Source organism: Pseudomonas sp. lyk4-R2A-8 (assembly GCF_030209095.1).
Taxonomy (GTDB): Bacteria; Pseudomonadota; Gammaproteobacteria; order Pseudomonadales; family Pseudomonadaceae; genus Aquipseudomonas; species Aquipseudomonas quebecensis.
Genome location: NZ_JARVSS010000016.1, coordinates 94237 through 112749, shown reverse-complemented (window position 1 = coordinate 112749; position 18513 = coordinate 94237). Strand labels below are relative to the sequence as shown.

Genomic DNA, 18513 nt, shown 5'->3' with positions numbered 1-18513 from the left:
GTTAGCTCGCTATGACTACCGTATTAAAAGCAATTCCCTCGCATGACCCCTCAATGACCCTCATCCGCATGCCCGATGTCATTTCAATCGTAGGGCTCGCACGCCCGACTATCTACAAGCTTATGCGTCAACCTGAAAGCGGATTCCCGTTGCCGGTAAAGCTGAGTAACAGCAATGCACGAAGTGCTCCGGTTGCATGGGTCTTGGGGGAAGTTCAGGCATGGACACGCGCACGAATCGCTGCCCGCGATCAGGTGGCAGCATGAAAAATCGTGTCGCCAACAGGGCCATCTTGCAGCCCTTTTCTGTACTCAGAAAAGTGGGTTTCTCATCACGAGCTATGCAGCGTTTTGAGCGCCACCGCACAGAGCAAAAACGCCTGAATCGGGACGTCATGGTGATGCGATGGGCAGATGGCATCTGGTGCGCACTATCAGTTCCCTGCCAAGCCCCGCGAGCAATCATCGTCGACGAAGGCCAACAAATCGACGCCTACGAGGATGCACGCGCCTGCCTCGAAGGCGACCTGCTGCCCTTTGTCTCCCTTCGCTGGGAAGTCCATGCCTGAAACGAAAACGCCCCCGGCGGCAACCGGAGGCGTTGAGGTGAATCTACATGCTTGGTCAATTTATGCCGCATCGAAAAAATCCGCAAGCGATCCACACAGTTGCACTTTCAAAAAACGGGCGTTACTCTCTGTCTGTCGCTGCAAATTCAGCGACCGGGTTTGGCGACCCGACCTACAATAGGCGCACAGGCGCCCCCATTACGATTGCAGGCGCTTTTTTTGTGCCCGCATTCACGCGTTATGGCGGCTGTGCGTGGGAGACCTTCGGGTCTGCCGGGTTCCTATTGTCCCGGTTCGCCAACCTGCGCACAGCTGCCACCCTAATTCGTTTGGCGACGAAGTGTGGCAGCTCCTCAACAATAGGAGTTTCGCCCCATGCACGTCCTCAATCCGTCCAAAATTCGCGCCGCTGCTCATCGAGCAATGGCTCTCGCCGCTTTACACGCCAACTCCAGCCTCGCTACACGCCTCTCCCGTTACAACGCCCATATGTCCAAAGCGCGAGCCTTGGAATCCGCAGGAGGTGCCCAATGAGCATGCTCCCAGGCTTTTCATTACCCGAGGATCTGCTCTGCGTCAGCCCAGACGCTGAAGCCGGCCTACCTATCGACGCCATCACCTGCGCGCTCGACCGTGCCGATTCAGTTCTCATGCTTTTGGAAGATCACTTAGACGGCGATAAACCCCTACTTTCCAACCGCGTGCTGTCGTCCGTTATTTGGGACGTGCGCGGCACCTTGGGCCTTATCAAAACACTCACCATGTACGGTGATGCCTCCTCTGTGCCAATAGCCCAGAAAGGCGGTGCCCTGTGAACACTGCCAAGACTCTCGGAAGTACCGAATTCTCATGCGTTGCCAGCGGTACTCGAAAGCTGTTTAGGGTCAATGAAGGCGTGCCAATCGAGGAAGCGCTTGAAGCGATATCGCTGTTTCAGTACTACGCCAATCAACTGACCCTCGACGCAGCCATGAGTAACGAGGGCGAGCGGTTCAGTTGGCCTGCTCTCTACCTGGGCGAAATGGCAAAAGCGCTGATCGATGACGTGAACGATGCGCTGTATGCAACGAGGACAACGCCATGACTCAGCGCACCGGCAACACCTCAAAACGTCCCAGCTTTGCCGACGTAAAAAGCGCTGCCTTGAAGAACATCGAACGCGTCCTTACTCACTGGCTGCCGAACGGCAAACGTGTCGACGGCGGAAAGGAGTACACCGCACCGAACCCCACGCGCACGGACAAACGCGCAGGCTCACTCAAGGTCAATTTGAGCAAAGGCAACTGGGCGGATTTTGCTACCGGCGACAAGGGCGGCGACCTGATTGACCTGGTGCGCTACATCGACGGCGACACGGACGTTGATGCATGCAAAAAGCTGGCGGATCTGCTCAGCGTTTCCGCTGGCTCCGCGACAACCAAAAGCGCACCGGCCAAGAGCGCAACGCCGGAGTGGATCGCGATTCAACCGATCCCAGTCGAGGCCATGAACAAGTGTCCAGCCAAACACCGGCAACACGGTGTTCCGTCCAAAGTGTGGATCTATCGGAATGCTCAGGGCCGGCCGGTCATGGCGCTGTATCGTTTCGACCTGGGCCCCGATGAAGACGGCAAGCCGCGAAAGGTCTTTGCGCCGTTGACCTGGTGCAAGCGCTCCGATGGCCAAACCACACAATGGCGCTGGCAGGGGTTGCCCGAGCCTCGGCCACTGCTGCGCCTGGATGAGCTGGCACAGCGCGCCGATGCGCCTGTGGTGCTGTGTGAAGGCGAAAAGGCTGCTGACGCCGCCGCCGAACTGATGCCGGATTACGTAGCCACCTGCTGGCCGAACGGCTCGAACTCCTGGCACAAAGCCGACCTGATGCCACTCAAAGGGCGCACTGTGGTGCTATGGCCGGATAACGATGCCAGCGGCACGGCGTGCATGGACGCTATCGAGCTCAAGTTGATTGAGCTGGGCGCCGCTTCAGTGCAACGAATCTCGCTCGACGTGTTCAAGCTCAAGCCCAGCAGCAAAGGTGGAAACCCCACGCTCATCAAGGGTGGAAAATGGGTGGAAGGCGACGATGCAGCGGACGCGTTAGCCAAAGGCTGGACCGCTGGGCACGTCGCCGAGCTGGTGCGCGGCGGTGAGCTTTTCGAAAGTGTTACTGAGACCACTGAGCCTCAACAACCGAAGGCCAAGGCACCCGCCAAACGTCCTGCGAAATCGAAAAATGACCTGTTGCCGGGCGGCTTTCGCCTGACGCCCGAAGGGGTGTTTTATTCCGGCGATGATGGCGAGGCGCGTCCTGTGTGTTCGCCTCTCGAAATCATCGCTCGCACTCGCGACGACAAGGGCCACAACTGGGGCTTGTTGGTCGAATTCGATGACCCGGACGGCGCTAAAAAACGTTGGAACATTCCAGCCCGAACCATGACCGGCGACTTCGGCAAGGATGTACTTGGTCCACTGGTAGATATGGGTTTGCGCCTTGCAGGAAGTCGATCCGGGCGTAACGCACGCAATGATCTGCAGAGTTATCTCGGCGGCTTCGACAGCGCCCAGCGCGCACGCTTGGTAACGCGCTTGGGCTGGCACGACAAGGCGTTTCTATTGCCCGAACAACAGATTGGCTCGCACGCCGAACACCTGCATTTTTATGAGGCCGGTGCCCAGCTGCCACCAATCAGCGAGGCGGGCTCTCTGGAGCAGTGGCAGCAGCAAATCGGCGCCCTGTGCGTTGGTAACCATCGCTTGGCGTTTGTCGTCTCTGTGGCCTTTGCAGGGCCTCTGCTGAACCTGCTAGGTCATGAGTCGGGTGGCTTCCACCTGTATGGCGATAGCTCCGGGGGCAAGACCACTCACCTGCAAGTCGCTGCGTCGGTTTATGGCGGGCCGCGCCTGGTGCGTTCGTGGCGCTCCACGGATAACGCCCTGGAGTCCATCGCCGCTGCGCACTCAGACGGTCTCCTGGTGCTGGATGAAATCGGCATGTGTGACCCACGCATTATTGGCGAGACGGTGTACATGCTCGGCAACGGCACCGGTAAGGCCAGAGCAAATGATCGAGGACAAGCGGGCCGACAGGTACAGGAGTGGCGTTTGCTCTTTCTCTCGACCGGCGAGAAGACGTTGGCACAGCACATGGCGGATGCCAACAAGGAGCTGAAGGCCGGTATGGAGGTACGCATGCTCGCAGTGCCTGCGGATGCAAGCAAAGGCCTTGGCATGTTCGATGTGCTGAACGGTTTTGAGGATGCTGCCGCCCTCTCCGACGCACTCAAGGCTCGCGTAGCCAAATACTACGGCACTCCCCTCACCGCTTTCCTGCACGCACTGTGCGCGCCTGGAGAAATGCTCAGATGGTCGGTGATCGTGCGCCGCACGGTGGAGCAGTTCATCACCCAAAACCTGCCCGCCTCTGCCAGTGGACAAGCACAACGTGCCGCCCTTCGCTTCGGTCTCGCAGCAGCGGCCGGAGAGTTGGCTACCGCCTTTGGTGTTACCGGCTGGACGGATGGGACAGCCACGACCGCCGCCCGGGTGTGTCTGCATGCGTGGCTGGCCGAACGCGGCGGCGCCGGAAACTTCGAGGGCGATGCGATCTTGGCGCGGCTGCGCCAGGTCATCGAGCGGTTTGGAGAAAGCCGCTTTACCCGCTGGGAATCCGCCGCCGCCAAGCTCGATGAGCACGGGCCGCGCACGATTGATCGGTTGGGCTTTCGCAAGACGCTGGAACACGGCATGGGCGACGCCCTGCACACCACCAACACCTATTACGTACTGCCTGAAGCCTGGAGGACCGAGATCTTCAAAGGCATGAACATCAGTGCGGTGAACAAGGAGTTGCTGCAACGCGGCGTGCTTGAGCCGGGTAGTGACGGCAAGGCCTACAGCTTGATCCGTCTGCCCGGGTTAGGGCCCCAGCGCTGCTACGTGGTGAAGACCGTTCCAGGAACGGACGAAGGCGAGGCCAAGGCCGCCTGACGGCGAGCCTGCTGATCGAGGTAGCGCCGGCTCATTACCGGCCTTGCCAGCCATTCGACAACCATCCCTATTAACCGCAGTACCCAGAGACAATACAGATGAACACTATCCAAGAATTGAAAGACCGCCGCGACCAACTGACCCTCGAAGTGGAGAGCATTCAGGGTGACCTGGCTCCCTTCGAAGAGGCGCTGGAAAGCCCGGAGGTTATCCAGCAGGGCCGTCAACGAGCCGTGCAGGATGAAATCAACGATCACAAAAGACGCATCGACTCGCGAAATCTGGAGATCAGCAACCTGAATCAAAAGATTCATCGCCTTGAGAGATTGGCAAACCGTGAGAGCTTGGCTGCGGGATATCTCAGCGATATGGCGAACTGGAAAGCCGACGAGATGGAACTCAACGAAAAGCGCAGCAGCATCGAGACCCGATTGCAGCAGGTCCGCCAGAGCGATCAGGAAGACATGGCAAAAGCTCGACAAGCTGAAACGGACGCGGCCACCGCTTATGCACAGGCTGTCGCCTGGGGCGATGTAGAGGGCGAAAAAGCGGCTAACGCAGAAGCTCAAAAGGCAGCAAAAAACCTCACGGCTGCGGCTGAGCATCACCGCCGCCAACAACTGCTCATCACCGCACTGGAGCAGGAGCTGGTGACGATTGATCTGCATATCACAGAGGCACAAAAGGAACGCACCGAGATAGAGAATAAAGCGGCTCACCTGGCGAACACTGTGCTGGAAGAACAGTGGAATGAGGCCGCCAAAACACTGCTGGAGACCGGCGGCAAGCTGTGGGCCGCACGCAACCTGATTAATCGTGACCCGGTTGCACTGATGAAGCTGGATATACCTGAACTGGGCGAGCACTTTGGAAGCTGGACCTGGCGCGAACTCGTGGATCGTTCACACCAACACAGCCTGCTTGACCTGCTGGCCGCCTAACCCAAACCTACCCCGAAGCAACCGGCGAGGGCTGGTTGCTTCGGGCCTACCATCGGTCCAATCATGAACAAACCACCACAGAACAGCGCACAGATGCCAGATTACCTGAAGGCCCGAAAGCTTCATTTAAACGGGATAATTGTCGTCTTGGCCGGCATAAAAAAGCTCAGTACGAGAGCAAACAAAGATACTAAAGTCGAAACACTGACAATTGATGCAATCAAGGCGGAGCTTGATTTCATTGACCTTCAGCTCAAAAGAAAGGACGGATAGTAAAGAAGCGGAAGCCTAAACAGCTTCCGCTTCGCTAGATCCTCCCATTACAAACAAGGCTTCATATTTTTCGGCTTCTGATCTGTGGCGGCTGTGGGCTTATGACCGCTTTCGGCCCAGAGTGTAAAAACGCTTTGTCAAAATTGAAGTGCGCGCGTCTACGTTAAATCTGAAATTTATCGGCACGTCAGCAGATGTGGATTTCGCGCAGATGCGCGATTTATAGTCCGGTTTTGAGTAGCTGATGCGCTCGAAAGCGTTTTTACACAGCCTCGGCCAAAAGCATACATCCAGAAATAGCGGCTTTGAACCCGAGGTGGTCGTCATCACACTCTCATAAGACTGAGTCAAATCGCAATCATTTCGCCATACTAGCTAGCTATGCATTTATGACTAGGAGTCCATTCAGGAGCTGAACCATGGAAATTCACCACTACACGCGAGCATCCACTCTTCCATTGATCCTACAAAGCGGCAAGCTCCGGTTTACAAGAGCTGACCACCTGGATGACCTCTTAGAGTTGCCTTTTGAAACATTTCACCTGTCGCGGCAGGCTTACTTTGTAAATTCCTGGGTCAAATCAACTGTTGAGAAATCAGGGCAGTGGTACCGGTACGCGGATCAGCACCGAGGCGTTCGTTTGAGCTTCAAAACTTCACCATTTCCGTTGGAAAAACTGCGACTTGAGCTTAGCCGTCCATACAAATCCCCGGAAGGAGAATTAAAAAAGTTGGGGCTTAGACTCGATGACGTGCCAGCACCATTTACAAAAGAAACAATGTTCGGCAAAGGCTTTGTGCTTATCCCATGGGCAGACGAGGCATCCTTCGGTGGTGACGTTCTATATGTCGACGATCCTGCTGACTATGTGAAGCAGTTCGTTCGCTCAACTCCAGAGATAACTGAGATTACCGGAGGCTCTAGGTTATGCCGGATCAAGGCCGCACATTGGGAAGACCAATCTGAGTTTCGGTTTACGCTAGTGGCGATTCGAGGGCCAGAGCTAACCTATGAAGACAATCCTGATGAATATGAGCATGAACTCCTCAATTTAATGGAAAAATGGTATTCCTCGGGAATAGGAGCACCATCGCCAGATCTTCATTTTATAGATCTGCCGATAGATACCTTAATGTTTGACCACATGACGGTAACGTTGGGATCAGGTATTAGCGAAAAAGATCGCGAAGCTGTTCTGCAGGCCATCCAACACTATGCCCCTAATGCCATAGTGTTAGAAAGCGCGATACTGGCCCGGTGATTTCGAAAAAACTGCATACAAGTGATGAGATTGGGTCGTTTTCTGCCTCTCGCAATGGGCAGAAAACGGCCCTGTGCGGACATTTGGAAGCAAGATCTCGAGTGTGGAACGCAATCGTTCAATCGTCGTGAGAAATAGGATGAGCCGACTCATGGGAGCACTCAAAGCTCATTCAAGTGCGATAATTTTCGTCGCTCTCAGGCACTAGAATTTTTGCGGGGCTAGAGCCGCTGAATCGATTAGATCTTTTCCGCATGCGCTTCCATCATTGCGCTTGCCATTCGAGCGCAATATTCGTCGGCCAAATCCTGTTGGGTCATCTCCTTCAATTGTTCAATGTCAGGAGCATGGTCCATGAGTTCGATCAGTTTCTCTTTCGTGCTGCTCGAGTATGTTTCCCAGAGGAAGTCGAACCAGTCCAAGTCGGTCTTCGGACAAAAGCGGCCAGCATTACTATCAATAACTCCAAAGAAGGTCTTAGGGTGCTGGGAGTGTGCCTTTAGCTCATCATCCGTCAACGGAATCTTGACTATGAAGCGCTGTTGATCGTCGCTGCAAGCGACACAATATGCTTCTCTCGATTTCGGCATGACGACGCAATTCTCTAGCGTTGCCTCGATCTGCGCCCCGCTAGGCCCTGGTACCTCGATCCGCTGGCCAACCTGTAGCCGTGCCTTGGGAACTCCGCCAGAGAACGACTCGGCCTCTCCATCGAACGTAGCGGGAATGCGTCGGTGCTTTTGCATAGAATCTAGCAGCGCGAAGACTGGCGCGTGCCGACGCCTGACTTTGACCTGTTGAAGTAGGGTTTTCAGCCCAGGGTGAAGATCTTCGAGATGGAAGCCCCAGAGCAGCACTCCGGAAGGCAGATCAATAGCATCAAGGTGATGCTCCTCTGGATCGAAGGTGACTATGACATAAGCCCACGGAAGCTTCTGCCCAGTAGGATCTCGCTCATACAGCTTTAAGAGGTTTTCAGCCTCCACAAGCGCTACAGGATTAGGATGGCCTCTGCCGAGCTCCAGGCGTCCGTCATTTGTATCGATGAAAACAATGCGAGGATGATCCGACTTTTTGCTCAAAGCGCGATTCATTTGCCTGTTGATTTTCATCCGCGCTCCTTCTCGTCGCTTGGCCTCCACGGCGTAGATCGCACCGGACATAGTGTCTGTAGCGATGAACTCAACGTGAGTAGTACGTCTGTCAGTTTCATCTTGGTGCTGCAGACTGAAGCCTGCCCGAAGCAGGGCTGCCGCGACCCGCACCTCATACAACGCCCCCGGGAAGTTCTCGGGGCATTTGATTCGGTCGATAAGCAGCTTCTGGACCTCGATGGCGTGCTTCAGGCTGTAAAGGTCATATGCGAAGCGCATGTAAGCGCCAATAGCACCCGTCATCGGCTGAGGAGCACCTGTCCCCTTCTGTTCCATATGAGCTTTCGAGTGCTCATAGCTGCGGACCGCCCAGGTGAGAATACGATGTCGCTCCTCTGGAGGCTTGCTTCCCTCTAACGTCCACCACTCTCTACCCAAGACGATCTTCGGGTAGTCGTTCAGGAAGTCGTGAAAAGTTTTCCACTTCTGTGAAGAGTGCATCGTCTGACCGACGGCTATGATTCTGTGATCATGGAACTCAGTGGAAATGATAGGCCTACCGAGGCCTTGTTGCTCACGCCTCTGAAACTCTTGGGCTTCATGACGAGCAAGTGTCATCTGTATCTTCTGGCGCATGCGCGCCCCATTCAGCTTTAGCGCTACATCGAGACTGTCGATGGAACCATGACATTTTTTAAACTTTCGACCGCTACCACAAGGGCAAGGATCATTTCGGCCATGCTTCTTGTGCATCGGTATAGGCTTCCTAGAAGGTCAAATTGAGCGCCACGAAATGGCCGCTTAGGCCTATTGTTAATGGCAGCCTCTGGCCGATTGCGGCCCTCGTCGACAAACAACAATCGACCAGAACCGAACGCTCGGGCTGAAAAGCCCAAGCCCGAGCCAAAGTTAGTTAAACCAACTCTAAAATTCATCCAGAGTTTATGACAACTGCAACTGTCGAAAGTAAAGGCGGCAAAACTATTCAAAGGCTCTACTCATGATATGCCATGGAAAAACTTACAGCACTAAAATAACTGATCGACTTTCCTCCCTGAAGTCAGCCCAAGTAAAACCTAGCCAAAACTTATATGGGTTGCCGCCAATGTTTTAAATTCAGTGGACTTCATGACCTTTTCAAGGTTGACCGCATTAGCAATTAGATAATCTACGATCTGCTTTAGCTTATCGCTGATTACATTCTTTCTCATGTCATTCAAAATCTGTACTGCATTATTTTTGCAGTATTGGTTGGAAAGCACAACGTGTAGCTCAGGCCGATAAAAAGCGACCAACGCTTGCACAACATTATCGTCACCCAACTTTGCGATGAATGAATCATATACGGGGCGTCCCGCAGGAGACACCCCAGCGTTGTATGAAACACCATTTCCAACCCTGCATATCAGAATAGCCCTAATAATTTTCTCTCTGCGCTCATGCGGAATATCAGCCTCACTTACAATATAGCTGAGTAACTTTCTCGCTGGCGGGACCTCGTTGTAGAAATTATTCCAACCATTATGGGTGGATAACAACTCATCGACAAGCTCATCAATAATTATGACCCTTGCCTCAAGTGATTTATATTTGTTGCCGTTACAAAACTCAAAAAACTCATTGCCGTCGGCAAACTTTTCATTATGCAAGTTTGTTCTATATCCATCTAGCTGCACGCCGAGCTTGTATTTTAGATTGTCATCTGATGACGCCCACACAAAGGGTGACACAAGCGATATGTTTTTCTTTAGTATATTATTGGCGCCCGCGCTTATGTACATGCCAAATATAGTCTGCAACACATTATCGCAATTTCTAGTGTGGAGCTCCTTAATAGCACCTTGCATATGCTGCAGTGTGGATACATCTATGACCGTAGTCTGATTACGCAAATTCTCAACGAATGCTTTAACCTGCAACGCAGCGGCAGAAGGAGTGTCGTTAATAACCTCTTGAACACAAGTCTGTAGCCAGCCCATTAATTCAAACGCATTTATATTTGCATCATTCGGATGACTTGCACCAATATCATTCCGCATAATGAGAATATGCGTAAGTTTTTTATAAATTGTTTCTGAAATCAACTCAAGTTTGTGACAGCTATCTAACAGCACTTTATCTTTCAACCCCGAAAGATCTGCTTCCGAAGAAAATAAATCTCGAAACTTCCCCCCAACAGCCGCGTCAAAAAACAACTCTAAACCGTAGATTATTGTTTTCTTTCTGAGATTAAGAACCACTTCATTCCATACATAATTGAGAGCTGCGTCAAACAAACCTATTGCACTTGCAGCTGCAAACTTAGAAAGGTATCTTGAGTCTCTCTTAAGCTCAGGAGGAAGGGACATTACGAAGCGTGGGAAATTCTCTTGAATGACTTGCCGCTCCGCAGGAACAGCAAGAATGTTTTCCTTAGGCAGACCTAGAGATTCTAGAAACTGGTCGAATTTATTGAAGTCAGTAGTAGATATCTGGTTTTGCAACTGAGCATTAACTACGTCGTTGGAACTCATATTCTCTCCTTAAAATAACCCACACTTGCATACTATCGGGCACTAGTTGTGTTCGGACGTTAACGTGCGCGGACTCTCAGTCATATGTCAATTTGCCACAACAAGGATAATAAAGGGTAGTCTCAGAACCGAAATTTGCAAAGAAAACTAAAGTCAAGCGTTGCCTAGGACGGTCGATGTTGGGTTGCTATCGACAGCGGAATCGTCCCGAGCTACATACCCCCCATTGAAGGGCTGTTATTGGCCGTTCGTACGGGAGTACATAGGTGAATGTGAGCTAGACAATATGCCACCTGCACATAATCATGCTTCGCGAGGTTTGACCTGTACGTCGGATGCTTGAAACGGTTCGTCACCGTTGTCGGGTCGGATTAGATAGGCGTGGAGGTGTCGTAATAGCAGTTTTTCAACAGTCCCCGTTACTCCGTCTCGCTCGCCAGATACCACAGTCAAGCAGTCACCGACGCGAAAACGGAGCTTCGACAGTGCTGCTTCGTCGATTGCTCGATCCCATATCGCCTTTTTTTCCTGGGTATCCGGGTCGTCGATTCCCAGCATACGATCCGTAAAAACATACGATTTTCTCAAAGGTTCAACTGCCTCTGAAGCCTTTCCTGACTCCAGCAGTTCGAGTCCGAGCCGAAACGATTCAATACGAAGACTTTCCAGAATCGTGTCGTCAAATGGATAAGAGAATCTCACCCATTCTGAAACATGGCCCTCAGGGTTTTTAACCTGAAACTCATAGCCTCGCCAACTCAAAGGTGCTTCCGGAGCCCCATCACCAGTAGAGATCTCTAGGTAGTCTCCGAAATAAATATTGGGAAGCTGCCAGAAATAATCGCTGTTACCTGCAGGTAAGCCTTCACCGTTTCGGCGGTATGTACACACCACGCCGGGCACGAAGTTATCCCCTTTAAATATTAGTGCTGCGTAATAGCCTCGATGAAGGTTGTTTTCTTGATAGCCTACCGGGGACCAAGTAACTTCGGTCAAAACCGGCACGGCCCGCTGTGCGCCTGCAGAAGCGTGGTATCCACGGAGTGCAACCTCCTTTGAATTGTGGAATGGTACCCGCCCCGGCTGCTTGGGCATCATTTGCGTCCGGACCATGGTCAACCAAGATATGTCCTTCATCGCCGCGCTTGTCAGGGCGAGACGTGAAGATGTCAATGCAGCCTGCGCTTGCTGTAATTCTGCCGCGAGACGGGCGGCCTGTTCTTCAAGTACTGTTGCGCGCTCTGCAGATTTATTCCGAGTCTCCGATAACTCTTTTTCAAGAGTGTCATGCTTCAATTTGAGATCGTCGACTCTTAGAATAAGGGAAGGGTCGATTTTCCCGAGAATACTGTGCCGAAGTTCCGGCGACAGTTCGCCCAATCTTTCCAATATTTCGTTTATATGGGCTTGCTCGTCCGAGGCGGCCCCGTCTTTCAGCCGTTCCAGCAATTGAGGTAAAAAAACGTGGAGATCTACGCCGGCGTAAAACTGAGCCCTACCCCGGCTAGTCGCTGGCGCGAGCCTAGTAAATACGTGAGCGTACTTACTGCGAATAACATCTTCGTCTGACTCATAAAATGTCCAAATGACATCTGGATTCAACTCCGTGTCACTGACGAGATCTGACAGGCTGGACATGAAAATATCGTCCCAGCCCCCACACCCCATAACAACCAATGTGCGGTTCTGCAGCAGTCGCTCAAGTGAGCGTTTTAGTTTATTGCGATGGCTTCCGATTTGCGTCGGAACGTGCAATGTATCCGTACCATACCAATAGCCATGCAGGTGCACTATCTGGATACCAGGGCCTTCGGATTGGCTCAGTGACCCATCGTCATGCATCATGGTGCGGATATACATACCGTGAGAGGTACGAATGGCGGTCTGGATCAATGGATCAAAGTTTGTCGTCAGGACGGTCTTGCCCAATCTTCCCGAATGATTTGCCAGAAGCTTGCCCAGGGCAATCAGCGACGGACGGAGATGCCATCCGGCATAGTCGTCGTCGAGAGCTCTGCACGAGTTTAAATCTAGAGTTCCCTGTGTATTGGCCTGACTCGGGGTCACTTTGCGTGACTTAAAAACTGCACGACGTATCACCTCGTTAGCTGCATCCTGTCCACGGTAGGCCTGCAATTGCTGAAATGCCTTTTGATACGCGGCTCCCACGTCTGGTTGATCGCGAACGGGCGCAAATGCACTTGGTGTGTCCATAAGCGTTGCTTCTACGAGGCTCAGGATGCCAGTAACACTGGGCACGCCGGGAGCACCCTCACTTTCAGGCAGGGACAGTGCAGATCCGAAAAAGAAAATAATTTCTCTTGATGAGTTGGCGACCCTCTCAAGGAGTACGTCGTAGTTATGGAAAGTCGGACTGGGATTTGTCACAGGCACGCTCTGGGGCTCTGTAAAGATTCAATAGCGAGGGATGGTGTTGCCATCGTACGTGTTTTTCGGTTCGTGAAGATACCTACGATGAGGAAGTATACCCGGCCTCTGCATAACTGACTGATGGGTTGCTGATTGCCTCTTGAACGGCAGTTATTGGCCGGTAGGGGACCTTCTAGGCGAAAGCCCCTATTTCGATAACACCCGCTTTAATCATCACATACCGCTCCTCTCAGAGTATTCATTGATGTAACACCTATTTGCCATGTAACACGCATATCGGCAAACCAGCCATAGCTGTGTAACGAAAAATAAATCGTTCAAAATCATATGTTTATATACTTATGTAACACGCGTAACACCCGTAACACGATTCGTTAGGGTATCCCCCTAGCCCCACTAGTATCGTTCCTCCAGCGAAGGGAGATCGATCAGGCTCTTGGCTTTGGTTCGATAGTGGGGACCCTGGAGCATTCTGGAAGGTACGGGGTAGGAAACCCGCGTAATCGTGTTAGCGGAAAGGTGCCCAGCTTAGTGAGCAGGTGAACCGGGTGAACTGCTGTTCACCAGTGCATTTGCCCAACGAATCGGAAAGCCGCTGGGGCCCCTGGGCATTTCGGATAGACACGGGGCATAGAACCCGCCGGATCTCGTTAGTGGCTGGGCTCCAAAGTTAGTTGACTGAGTTGACCGAGCCATCCGTTCACAATCCTGAACAAAACCGAGGACCGTTACCGTTCCGGTAAGGATCCCCTTTTTTCTTCAAGATCCTTTCAATTTCAACATTGAAATTTCAGTAAGCTGGTGTGGTTGCCGCTACCACGATCCCGCGGGTTTCTGACCCCGTATGTTCTGAAGAGCCTCAGGGTCCCCAGCGATATTCAGTAACTCGAATATCGCCTAAGGGCAGCTTTGTTTATCGACCAGCTAGCCGTCATGACCGCATGACTTTATTCCAATCAATTTCGTGGCCTGCCTCTTCGAGCTCTCGCCCTAACGCTTGCTTCCAATTACCTTCGAGGGACTCGTACACAACACCTGCGTAGTCACTCGGTATTTCTAAAACTCCTCGCTTCAGCGCGCACACCTTTCCACGTCCAAGACGACCAATGAAATATCCCAACTCCAAGATAACGTTTTGGCGGGCGCGTGGTTCCGGCGTACCGCCCTTCACACAACCTACGTCATCTGGCGTGAGCAACACGACAGCGAAACCTACGTCTCCGTGGGCTTCAACCTTCTCTATCACTGTGCGGCCTTGGTTAGCTTGCTCGTGCAGAATCACGGCGTCAAAACCTAGCTTTTCTAGAAAGCGAGCTACCGTCTCGCGAGAGCCATCGTCGTGACCATGGACTACAAACACCCGTCGCGATAACACTCCGTTTACTTGCGTCACATCCAGGTCGGCCTCATGTTCATGCTCATAGTCGGCAAGATCTTCCATTAGCGTTTGCTGCCCCTGACGTAGCAGCTCGATAGACCTTTTGATGTTTTTTTCAAGCCGTCCTTGGTAGTCAATTGGTTTGCCGTTAGTCAGAAAGCGCGGATAGAACGCCAGGGAGGCTGCAGATTGCAAATCATTGTAAGTAGACGTGCTCTCGCCAAAGCACCGTACGAGAGTGTCTTTGATTCTAACCTCTAGTCCTCGTACCTCTGGCGTCAGGCCGTTACGAACAGTTTTCAGGTCAAATGCTTCGAGTTCGGAAATACGCTCTCGCAGCCTATCGATCCTTCGATTGATAGTCTTTTGCTGTGTTTGAAGCTTGGTAGTGGAAGGTTCTGTAGGGGGCTGAACTCGGGCCATTGAAGACGTACTCCTTTGCGAAGTGCTGAACACTATCCCATATTGAAGAATGCGCCAGCCCCCACTGCCGTGTATCCCTCCATGTATCCCATACTATATAATCAGGCTACAGGGCATGAATTATATGGATTGCACGAGTCTCCCTCGGGGCACCATCTTAAAAAAAGACCTTGAAATTCAAGGTCTTTTTTTTCGCCTGTCGAAAAGTGCGGGCCGGCCGATTCACCGCTCACGCCAGCCGAAAACACGATCCACTGCGTGAGCTGGCTTGCCTGCGACTACCATAGCCTACCCAGACATCTGCGCTGAAAACATTACCCGAGAAACTAAGGTTTTGTGGTGAGCAGGCTTGCCCTGCGCTGGGCTGCGAAGCAGCCCCAATTAAAGGCACCGGGATTTTTCTGTTAGTACTCAGCGTGTAGTTTTAGGGCCGCTGCGCAGCCCAGCGCGGGGCAAGCCTGCTCACTACAGAGTGATGTGCCAGCCCTTAGGATTTGTGTAGATACATAAAGCCTCGCCACACCCCGACCCGCTATCATCACTCACCCCAGCCTCAATGACGACCGTGTGCATGCCCACCCCCGACTGCTGGCAGTTCCTCAACCTGCCCCCGCACACCGACGAGCGCACCCTCAAACACCACTACGCCAAGTTACTCAAGCTAACGCGCCCGGATGACGACCCCGTCGCCTTCCAGCGCCTACGCGAGGCTTACGAGCAGGCACTCAACAGCGTACGCGCCAGAGCATCCGCCCCCGTTCAAACCGAGGACATGATGTCGTCGCGGTTTGCCACGCACCTTGCGCCCGGCCCGACGCCCTCCTCCCTGGAACACGCCTTCGCACTGTTATCCGACTTCGACGACTCCCGTGTGGACGACTACTGGTCCCGAGCCCAGGCTCAAGGTTGTGCCGCCGAGTTCGAACAGATGTTGTTCCAGCGTTGTGTCGATGCGCCGAGCGGGCATTTGGGGTTGCTGACCTGGGGCGTGGAGCAGCGTCAATGGCTCACCCCGTGGCAGCAGATCAACAGCGGTGGCTTCCCCCATCAGCGGTTGGTACATGCGTTGACCACAGCGCTGTACGACGCGCTTGAACAACTGATGAAGCCGGGCGAGCAGGCGTTTTTCTATTCGCATCTGGAGCGTGCCAGTCGGCAGGGCTGGTTGCTGGATTTCGAGCATCGCCAGGGATTGCAGGTGCACGTGCTGAACTTGTTCATGAGCCATGAGCGTTGGTCGCCGCAACTCTTCCAGCGCGTGTGCCGGCTGTTCGCCTGGGACGCTGAAGGCGCGTCCGTCCCTATCGACACGGCGCAGTGGCGAGCCTTGGTCAGGCGCTGCGAGCAACAGGATTGGTTGCACCAGCTGCAGACCCTGGCGCAGCAACGTGAGCTACACCCCAGCGCGGCGGCCAACGCGGCGGCGTTGTTTCTGATGTCGGCGGAGCCTGCACGGCAAGCGCAGCTGGCGGCGACCTTCGGCGAGGCCGATTGGTTGGCGTGTGAGCAGTTGTCAACGGCATTCTCCACGCACTTTGGCGATCTGCTGGGGCTGTTTCCCAATCACAATTCATGGTTCTGGCAAGAACTTGTCGGCCATCGCCCGTTGCGCCATGGCGTCAAACGCGCGGCCTGTGTTTTGGCAATCTGCCTGGCGCTCAGCCAACTTTCCAGCGAGTCCAGCCTGGTTCCCCTGCTGCTGATGCTGCCGTTGTATGCGCTCGGCGGTTACGTGATGGCGCAGGTCGGCAAATGGCTGCTCACCTACTGGGCGGCCATTGCGCAAAGCCTGCATGACGTCGACCAACGCCTCAGCCGCTGGTGTGTGCGCCACAACCTGACCTCGGACCGTCGCGATTTGCTGATTCGTAACAGCGGTCCGTTACTGGGGCTTGGCTTTGTGATTTGGCAATGGCTCGGGTGGCTCGGACTGGGCACTTATGCGATCACCGGGCTGATTGGCGTGTTGCAGCCGGAAAGTGCTGTGCCCGCCGAACGCGAATACCGCTGGCGCAGGCCGCTGCAGGCGATTTATCGGATCGCCGGCCTGAGTAGGTTGCAATGGCTGTTCTGCGTGATGATGATCGGTGTCATCGTCTACCTGCGGCTTGAAAGCCCTGGCACGCTGCTCGCCCTGGGCTTGCGGCCTTAACTCACGACGATCAAACCCTCGAATTCAAAACCTGGTTAGAGCAAGTTGGAGAGTGACGGCAAGCATTTAACGCAGGTTTACTCACTGTAATGATGCTGGCGAATTTCTAGGTAAGGCGGGCCATGCGGCGTTGCTCCACGTCGCGAGCGTGCCGGGCTGGCACTACCGCACGGCGGGAGCGGACCTGATCGTGACACCACGTATCGCGTGAGCCTCGAACCAGTTGAAACCCGACCGCCCTTACCGAGCGGCCGGTAATTTTACTTGAACAGCGCAATCACCACGCAGACGACCATTAACACCAGCGCCGGCCACTGCATGGGCAGGAAAAAGAAGTGGTGGCGCACGCCATCTTCATGAACCTCCCGATTCAGCACAAAACCCAGCACGGCGTTGATGGCCGAGCCGATCCCCGCGCCCACCAACAGTTGCATCAAGGAGGTGTTGCCGGGCTTGACGCTGGGGTCGGGCCACAACCACATCAGCAATAAAATCATCGCCACCGGAGTGAACAACGTCAGCCAGCCTGCACCACGATAAATCATCGTTTAATCCCTTTATTCACAATCAATGACCACGCGACTGGCTTACGCCAACTCGCGCGCTTGAGCCTCTTTGGTAAACACTGCGTCGAGCGTATGCAGGAACAGGTCGTGGCTGAGGATGCCGGTGGCGATGGTCGACAGGACCGACTTGCCGTTTTCGTCCTTGACCACCACTTTTTCGGTCCAGGCGTTGAGGTCGACGCTGCGCAGTGTCGACATCGGCACCTTGCTCCCCTGGTATTCCAGGCACTGCGCACTCACCAGGATGGGCGCCGTGGTGATCTTGAGGAAATTGCCGCTCATGCGCTTGCCCCACACCTGCCCGGAGCTGATGCAATTGAACCTCACCGCCTCGCCCGATTCCAGCGTGCTCAGCACACCCGGCATGCGCGCACGTACGTGCAGCTCGCGCACCATCTGCTGGAATTCCTGGAAGCCCTTGAGGCTTTCAATCACCCGATGGAAGGGCTCGGCGGCCGTGCGGCGGTAGGCCAGGTTAGTGATCAAGCCCGTCATCACCGTTTGCCCGGAGCTGAACAGGTACAGGTCCTGGATCTCTACAAACGGAGTGTATTCGCGCTGGCCTTGGTTGATGCGCGCAATGCCATGCTCGTACACCTCGTAAGAGGTACTGCGCAATTTCTTGTGCCAAGCGTAGAGGCCGAACACGCACAGCCCAAGAATGGCCAGAAGGCCACTGGTGAAGTTGATCACCGATTGCGCGCTGCTGAAGTTCATCGTCATGCCCCGTGACGTCGTTATGCCGACAGGGCCTTCATTGCCCGGCGGCAGGATCGTGCCCAGGTACAGCACGAACGCGGCGAGCGCCAACAGCGCCACGCCGAATATCAGGCTGAAAATCAGAAAACCCTTGCCGTGGCGAAAGCTCGCGATCAGCTCGCCCGTGTCGGACGAAGCAGGAGTGGAGGATGACTGCATGAGTATTTGCGTCCCTGTAAGTGAATGAAGTGCGCCGGTTCAACTTCGCACCGGTCCATTTATGG

15 protein-coding genes are annotated in these 18513 nt (G+C 53.9%); 9 read left to right on the top strand and 6 right to left on the bottom strand.

Annotation, left to right across the window (positions count from 1 at the left end; genetic code table 11):
- The first annotated feature begins 11 nt into the window (after positions 1-11).
- The 8 genes from QRN10_RS17315 (at position 12) to QRN10_RS17280 (ending at position 7013) form a co-directional block, all read left to right on the top strand.
- Positions 12-266, top strand: coding sequence for a helix-turn-helix transcriptional regulator (locus tag QRN10_RS17315; RefSeq protein ID WP_285428773.1), 255 nt, complete (start codon positions 12-14; stop codon positions 264-266).
- Positions 263-568, top strand: coding sequence for a hypothetical protein (locus QRN10_RS17310; protein WP_285428772.1), 306 nt, complete (start codon positions 263-265; stop codon positions 566-568). Before QRN10_RS17315 ends, QRN10_RS17310 begins: the two co-directional genes overlap by 4 nt.
- 530 nt (positions 569-1098) lie before the next feature.
- Positions 1099-1383 carry a hypothetical protein gene (locus tag QRN10_RS17305; protein ID WP_285428771.1) on the top strand — a complete coding sequence of 95 codons (285 nt, stop codon included), beginning with the start codon at positions 1099-1101 and terminating at the stop codon, positions 1381-1383.
- Positions 1380-1652, top strand: a complete 273-nt coding sequence (locus tag QRN10_RS17300; protein WP_285428770.1) for a DUF3077 domain-containing protein — start codon at positions 1380-1382, stop codon at positions 1650-1652. Before QRN10_RS17305 ends, QRN10_RS17300 begins: the two co-directional genes overlap by 4 nt.
- Positions 1649-4537, top strand: coding sequence for a DUF927 domain-containing protein (locus tag QRN10_RS17295; RefSeq protein ID WP_285428769.1), 2889 nt, complete (start codon positions 1649-1651; stop codon positions 4535-4537). The genes QRN10_RS17300 and QRN10_RS17295 overlap by 4 nt, the downstream gene beginning before the upstream one ends.
- A gap of 98 nt (positions 4538-4635) precedes the next feature.
- On the top strand, positions 4636-5478 hold the full coding sequence (locus QRN10_RS17290; RefSeq protein ID WP_285428768.1) for a coiled-coil domain-containing protein: 843 nt from the start codon (positions 4636-4638) through the stop codon (positions 5476-5478).
- A 93-nt stretch (positions 5479-5571) separates the two neighbouring features.
- Positions 5572-5751 (top strand): hypothetical protein, encoded by a 180-nt coding sequence (locus QRN10_RS17285; RefSeq protein WP_502941431.1) that lies wholly within the window; start codon positions 5572-5574, stop codon positions 5749-5751.
- Between the two features lie 419 nt (positions 5752-6170).
- The gene (locus tag QRN10_RS17280; RefSeq protein WP_285428766.1) at positions 6171-7013 is read left to right on the top strand and encodes a DUF2971 domain-containing protein; all 843 of its coding nucleotides are present in this window, start codon (positions 6171-6173) and stop codon (positions 7011-7013) included.
- 239 nt (positions 7014-7252) lie between these two features.
- Here the strand turns inward: QRN10_RS17280 and QRN10_RS17275 are convergent, their stop codons facing one another.
- The 4 genes from QRN10_RS17275 to QRN10_RS17260 all read right to left on the bottom strand — a co-directional run bounded on the left by QRN10_RS17275 (position 7253) and on the right by QRN10_RS17260 (position 14812).
- Entirely contained in the window at positions 7253-8860 is a 1608-nt protein-coding gene (locus QRN10_RS17275) for a YecA family protein (protein WP_285428765.1), read from the bottom strand.
- Positions 8861-9183: 323 nt separating this feature from the next.
- Positions 9184-10620 (bottom strand): hypothetical protein, encoded by a 1437-nt coding sequence (locus QRN10_RS17270; RefSeq protein WP_285428764.1) that lies wholly within the window; start codon positions 10618-10620, stop codon positions 9184-9186.
- Positions 10621-10923: 303 nt separating this feature from the next.
- Entirely contained in the window at positions 10924-13008 is a 2085-nt protein-coding gene (locus QRN10_RS17265) for an SIR2 family protein (protein ID WP_285428763.1), read from the bottom strand.
- 934 nt (positions 13009-13942) lie between these two features.
- Positions 13943-14812 carry a TIR domain-containing protein gene (locus tag QRN10_RS17260; protein ID WP_278406277.1) on the bottom strand — a complete coding sequence of 290 codons (870 nt, stop codon included), beginning with the start codon at positions 14810-14812 and terminating at the stop codon, positions 13943-13945.
- 571 nt (positions 14813-15383) lie between these two features.
- Between QRN10_RS17260 and QRN10_RS17255 the strand changes: the two genes are divergently transcribed.
- Positions 15384-16964 carry a J domain-containing protein gene (locus QRN10_RS17255; RefSeq protein ID WP_285428762.1) on the top strand — a complete coding sequence of 527 codons (1581 nt, stop codon included), beginning with the start codon at positions 15384-15386 and terminating at the stop codon, positions 16962-16964.
- A 260-nt stretch (positions 16965-17224) separates the two neighbouring features.
- On the opposite strand, the gene QRN10_RS17250 is transcribed toward QRN10_RS17255, so the two are convergent.
- Together QRN10_RS17250 and QRN10_RS17245 are read right to left on the bottom strand one after the other, a co-directional pair.
- Positions 17225-17509, bottom strand: coding sequence for a hypothetical protein (locus QRN10_RS17250; protein ID WP_181078687.1), 285 nt, complete (start codon positions 17507-17509; stop codon positions 17225-17227).
- Positions 17510-17551: 42 nt separating this feature from the next.
- Positions 17552-18448: a hypothetical protein gene (locus QRN10_RS17245; protein WP_253509290.1), complete on the bottom strand. Its 897-nt coding sequence runs from the start codon at positions 18446-18448 to the stop codon at positions 17552-17554.
- Between the last annotated feature and the right edge of the window lie 65 nt (positions 18449-18513).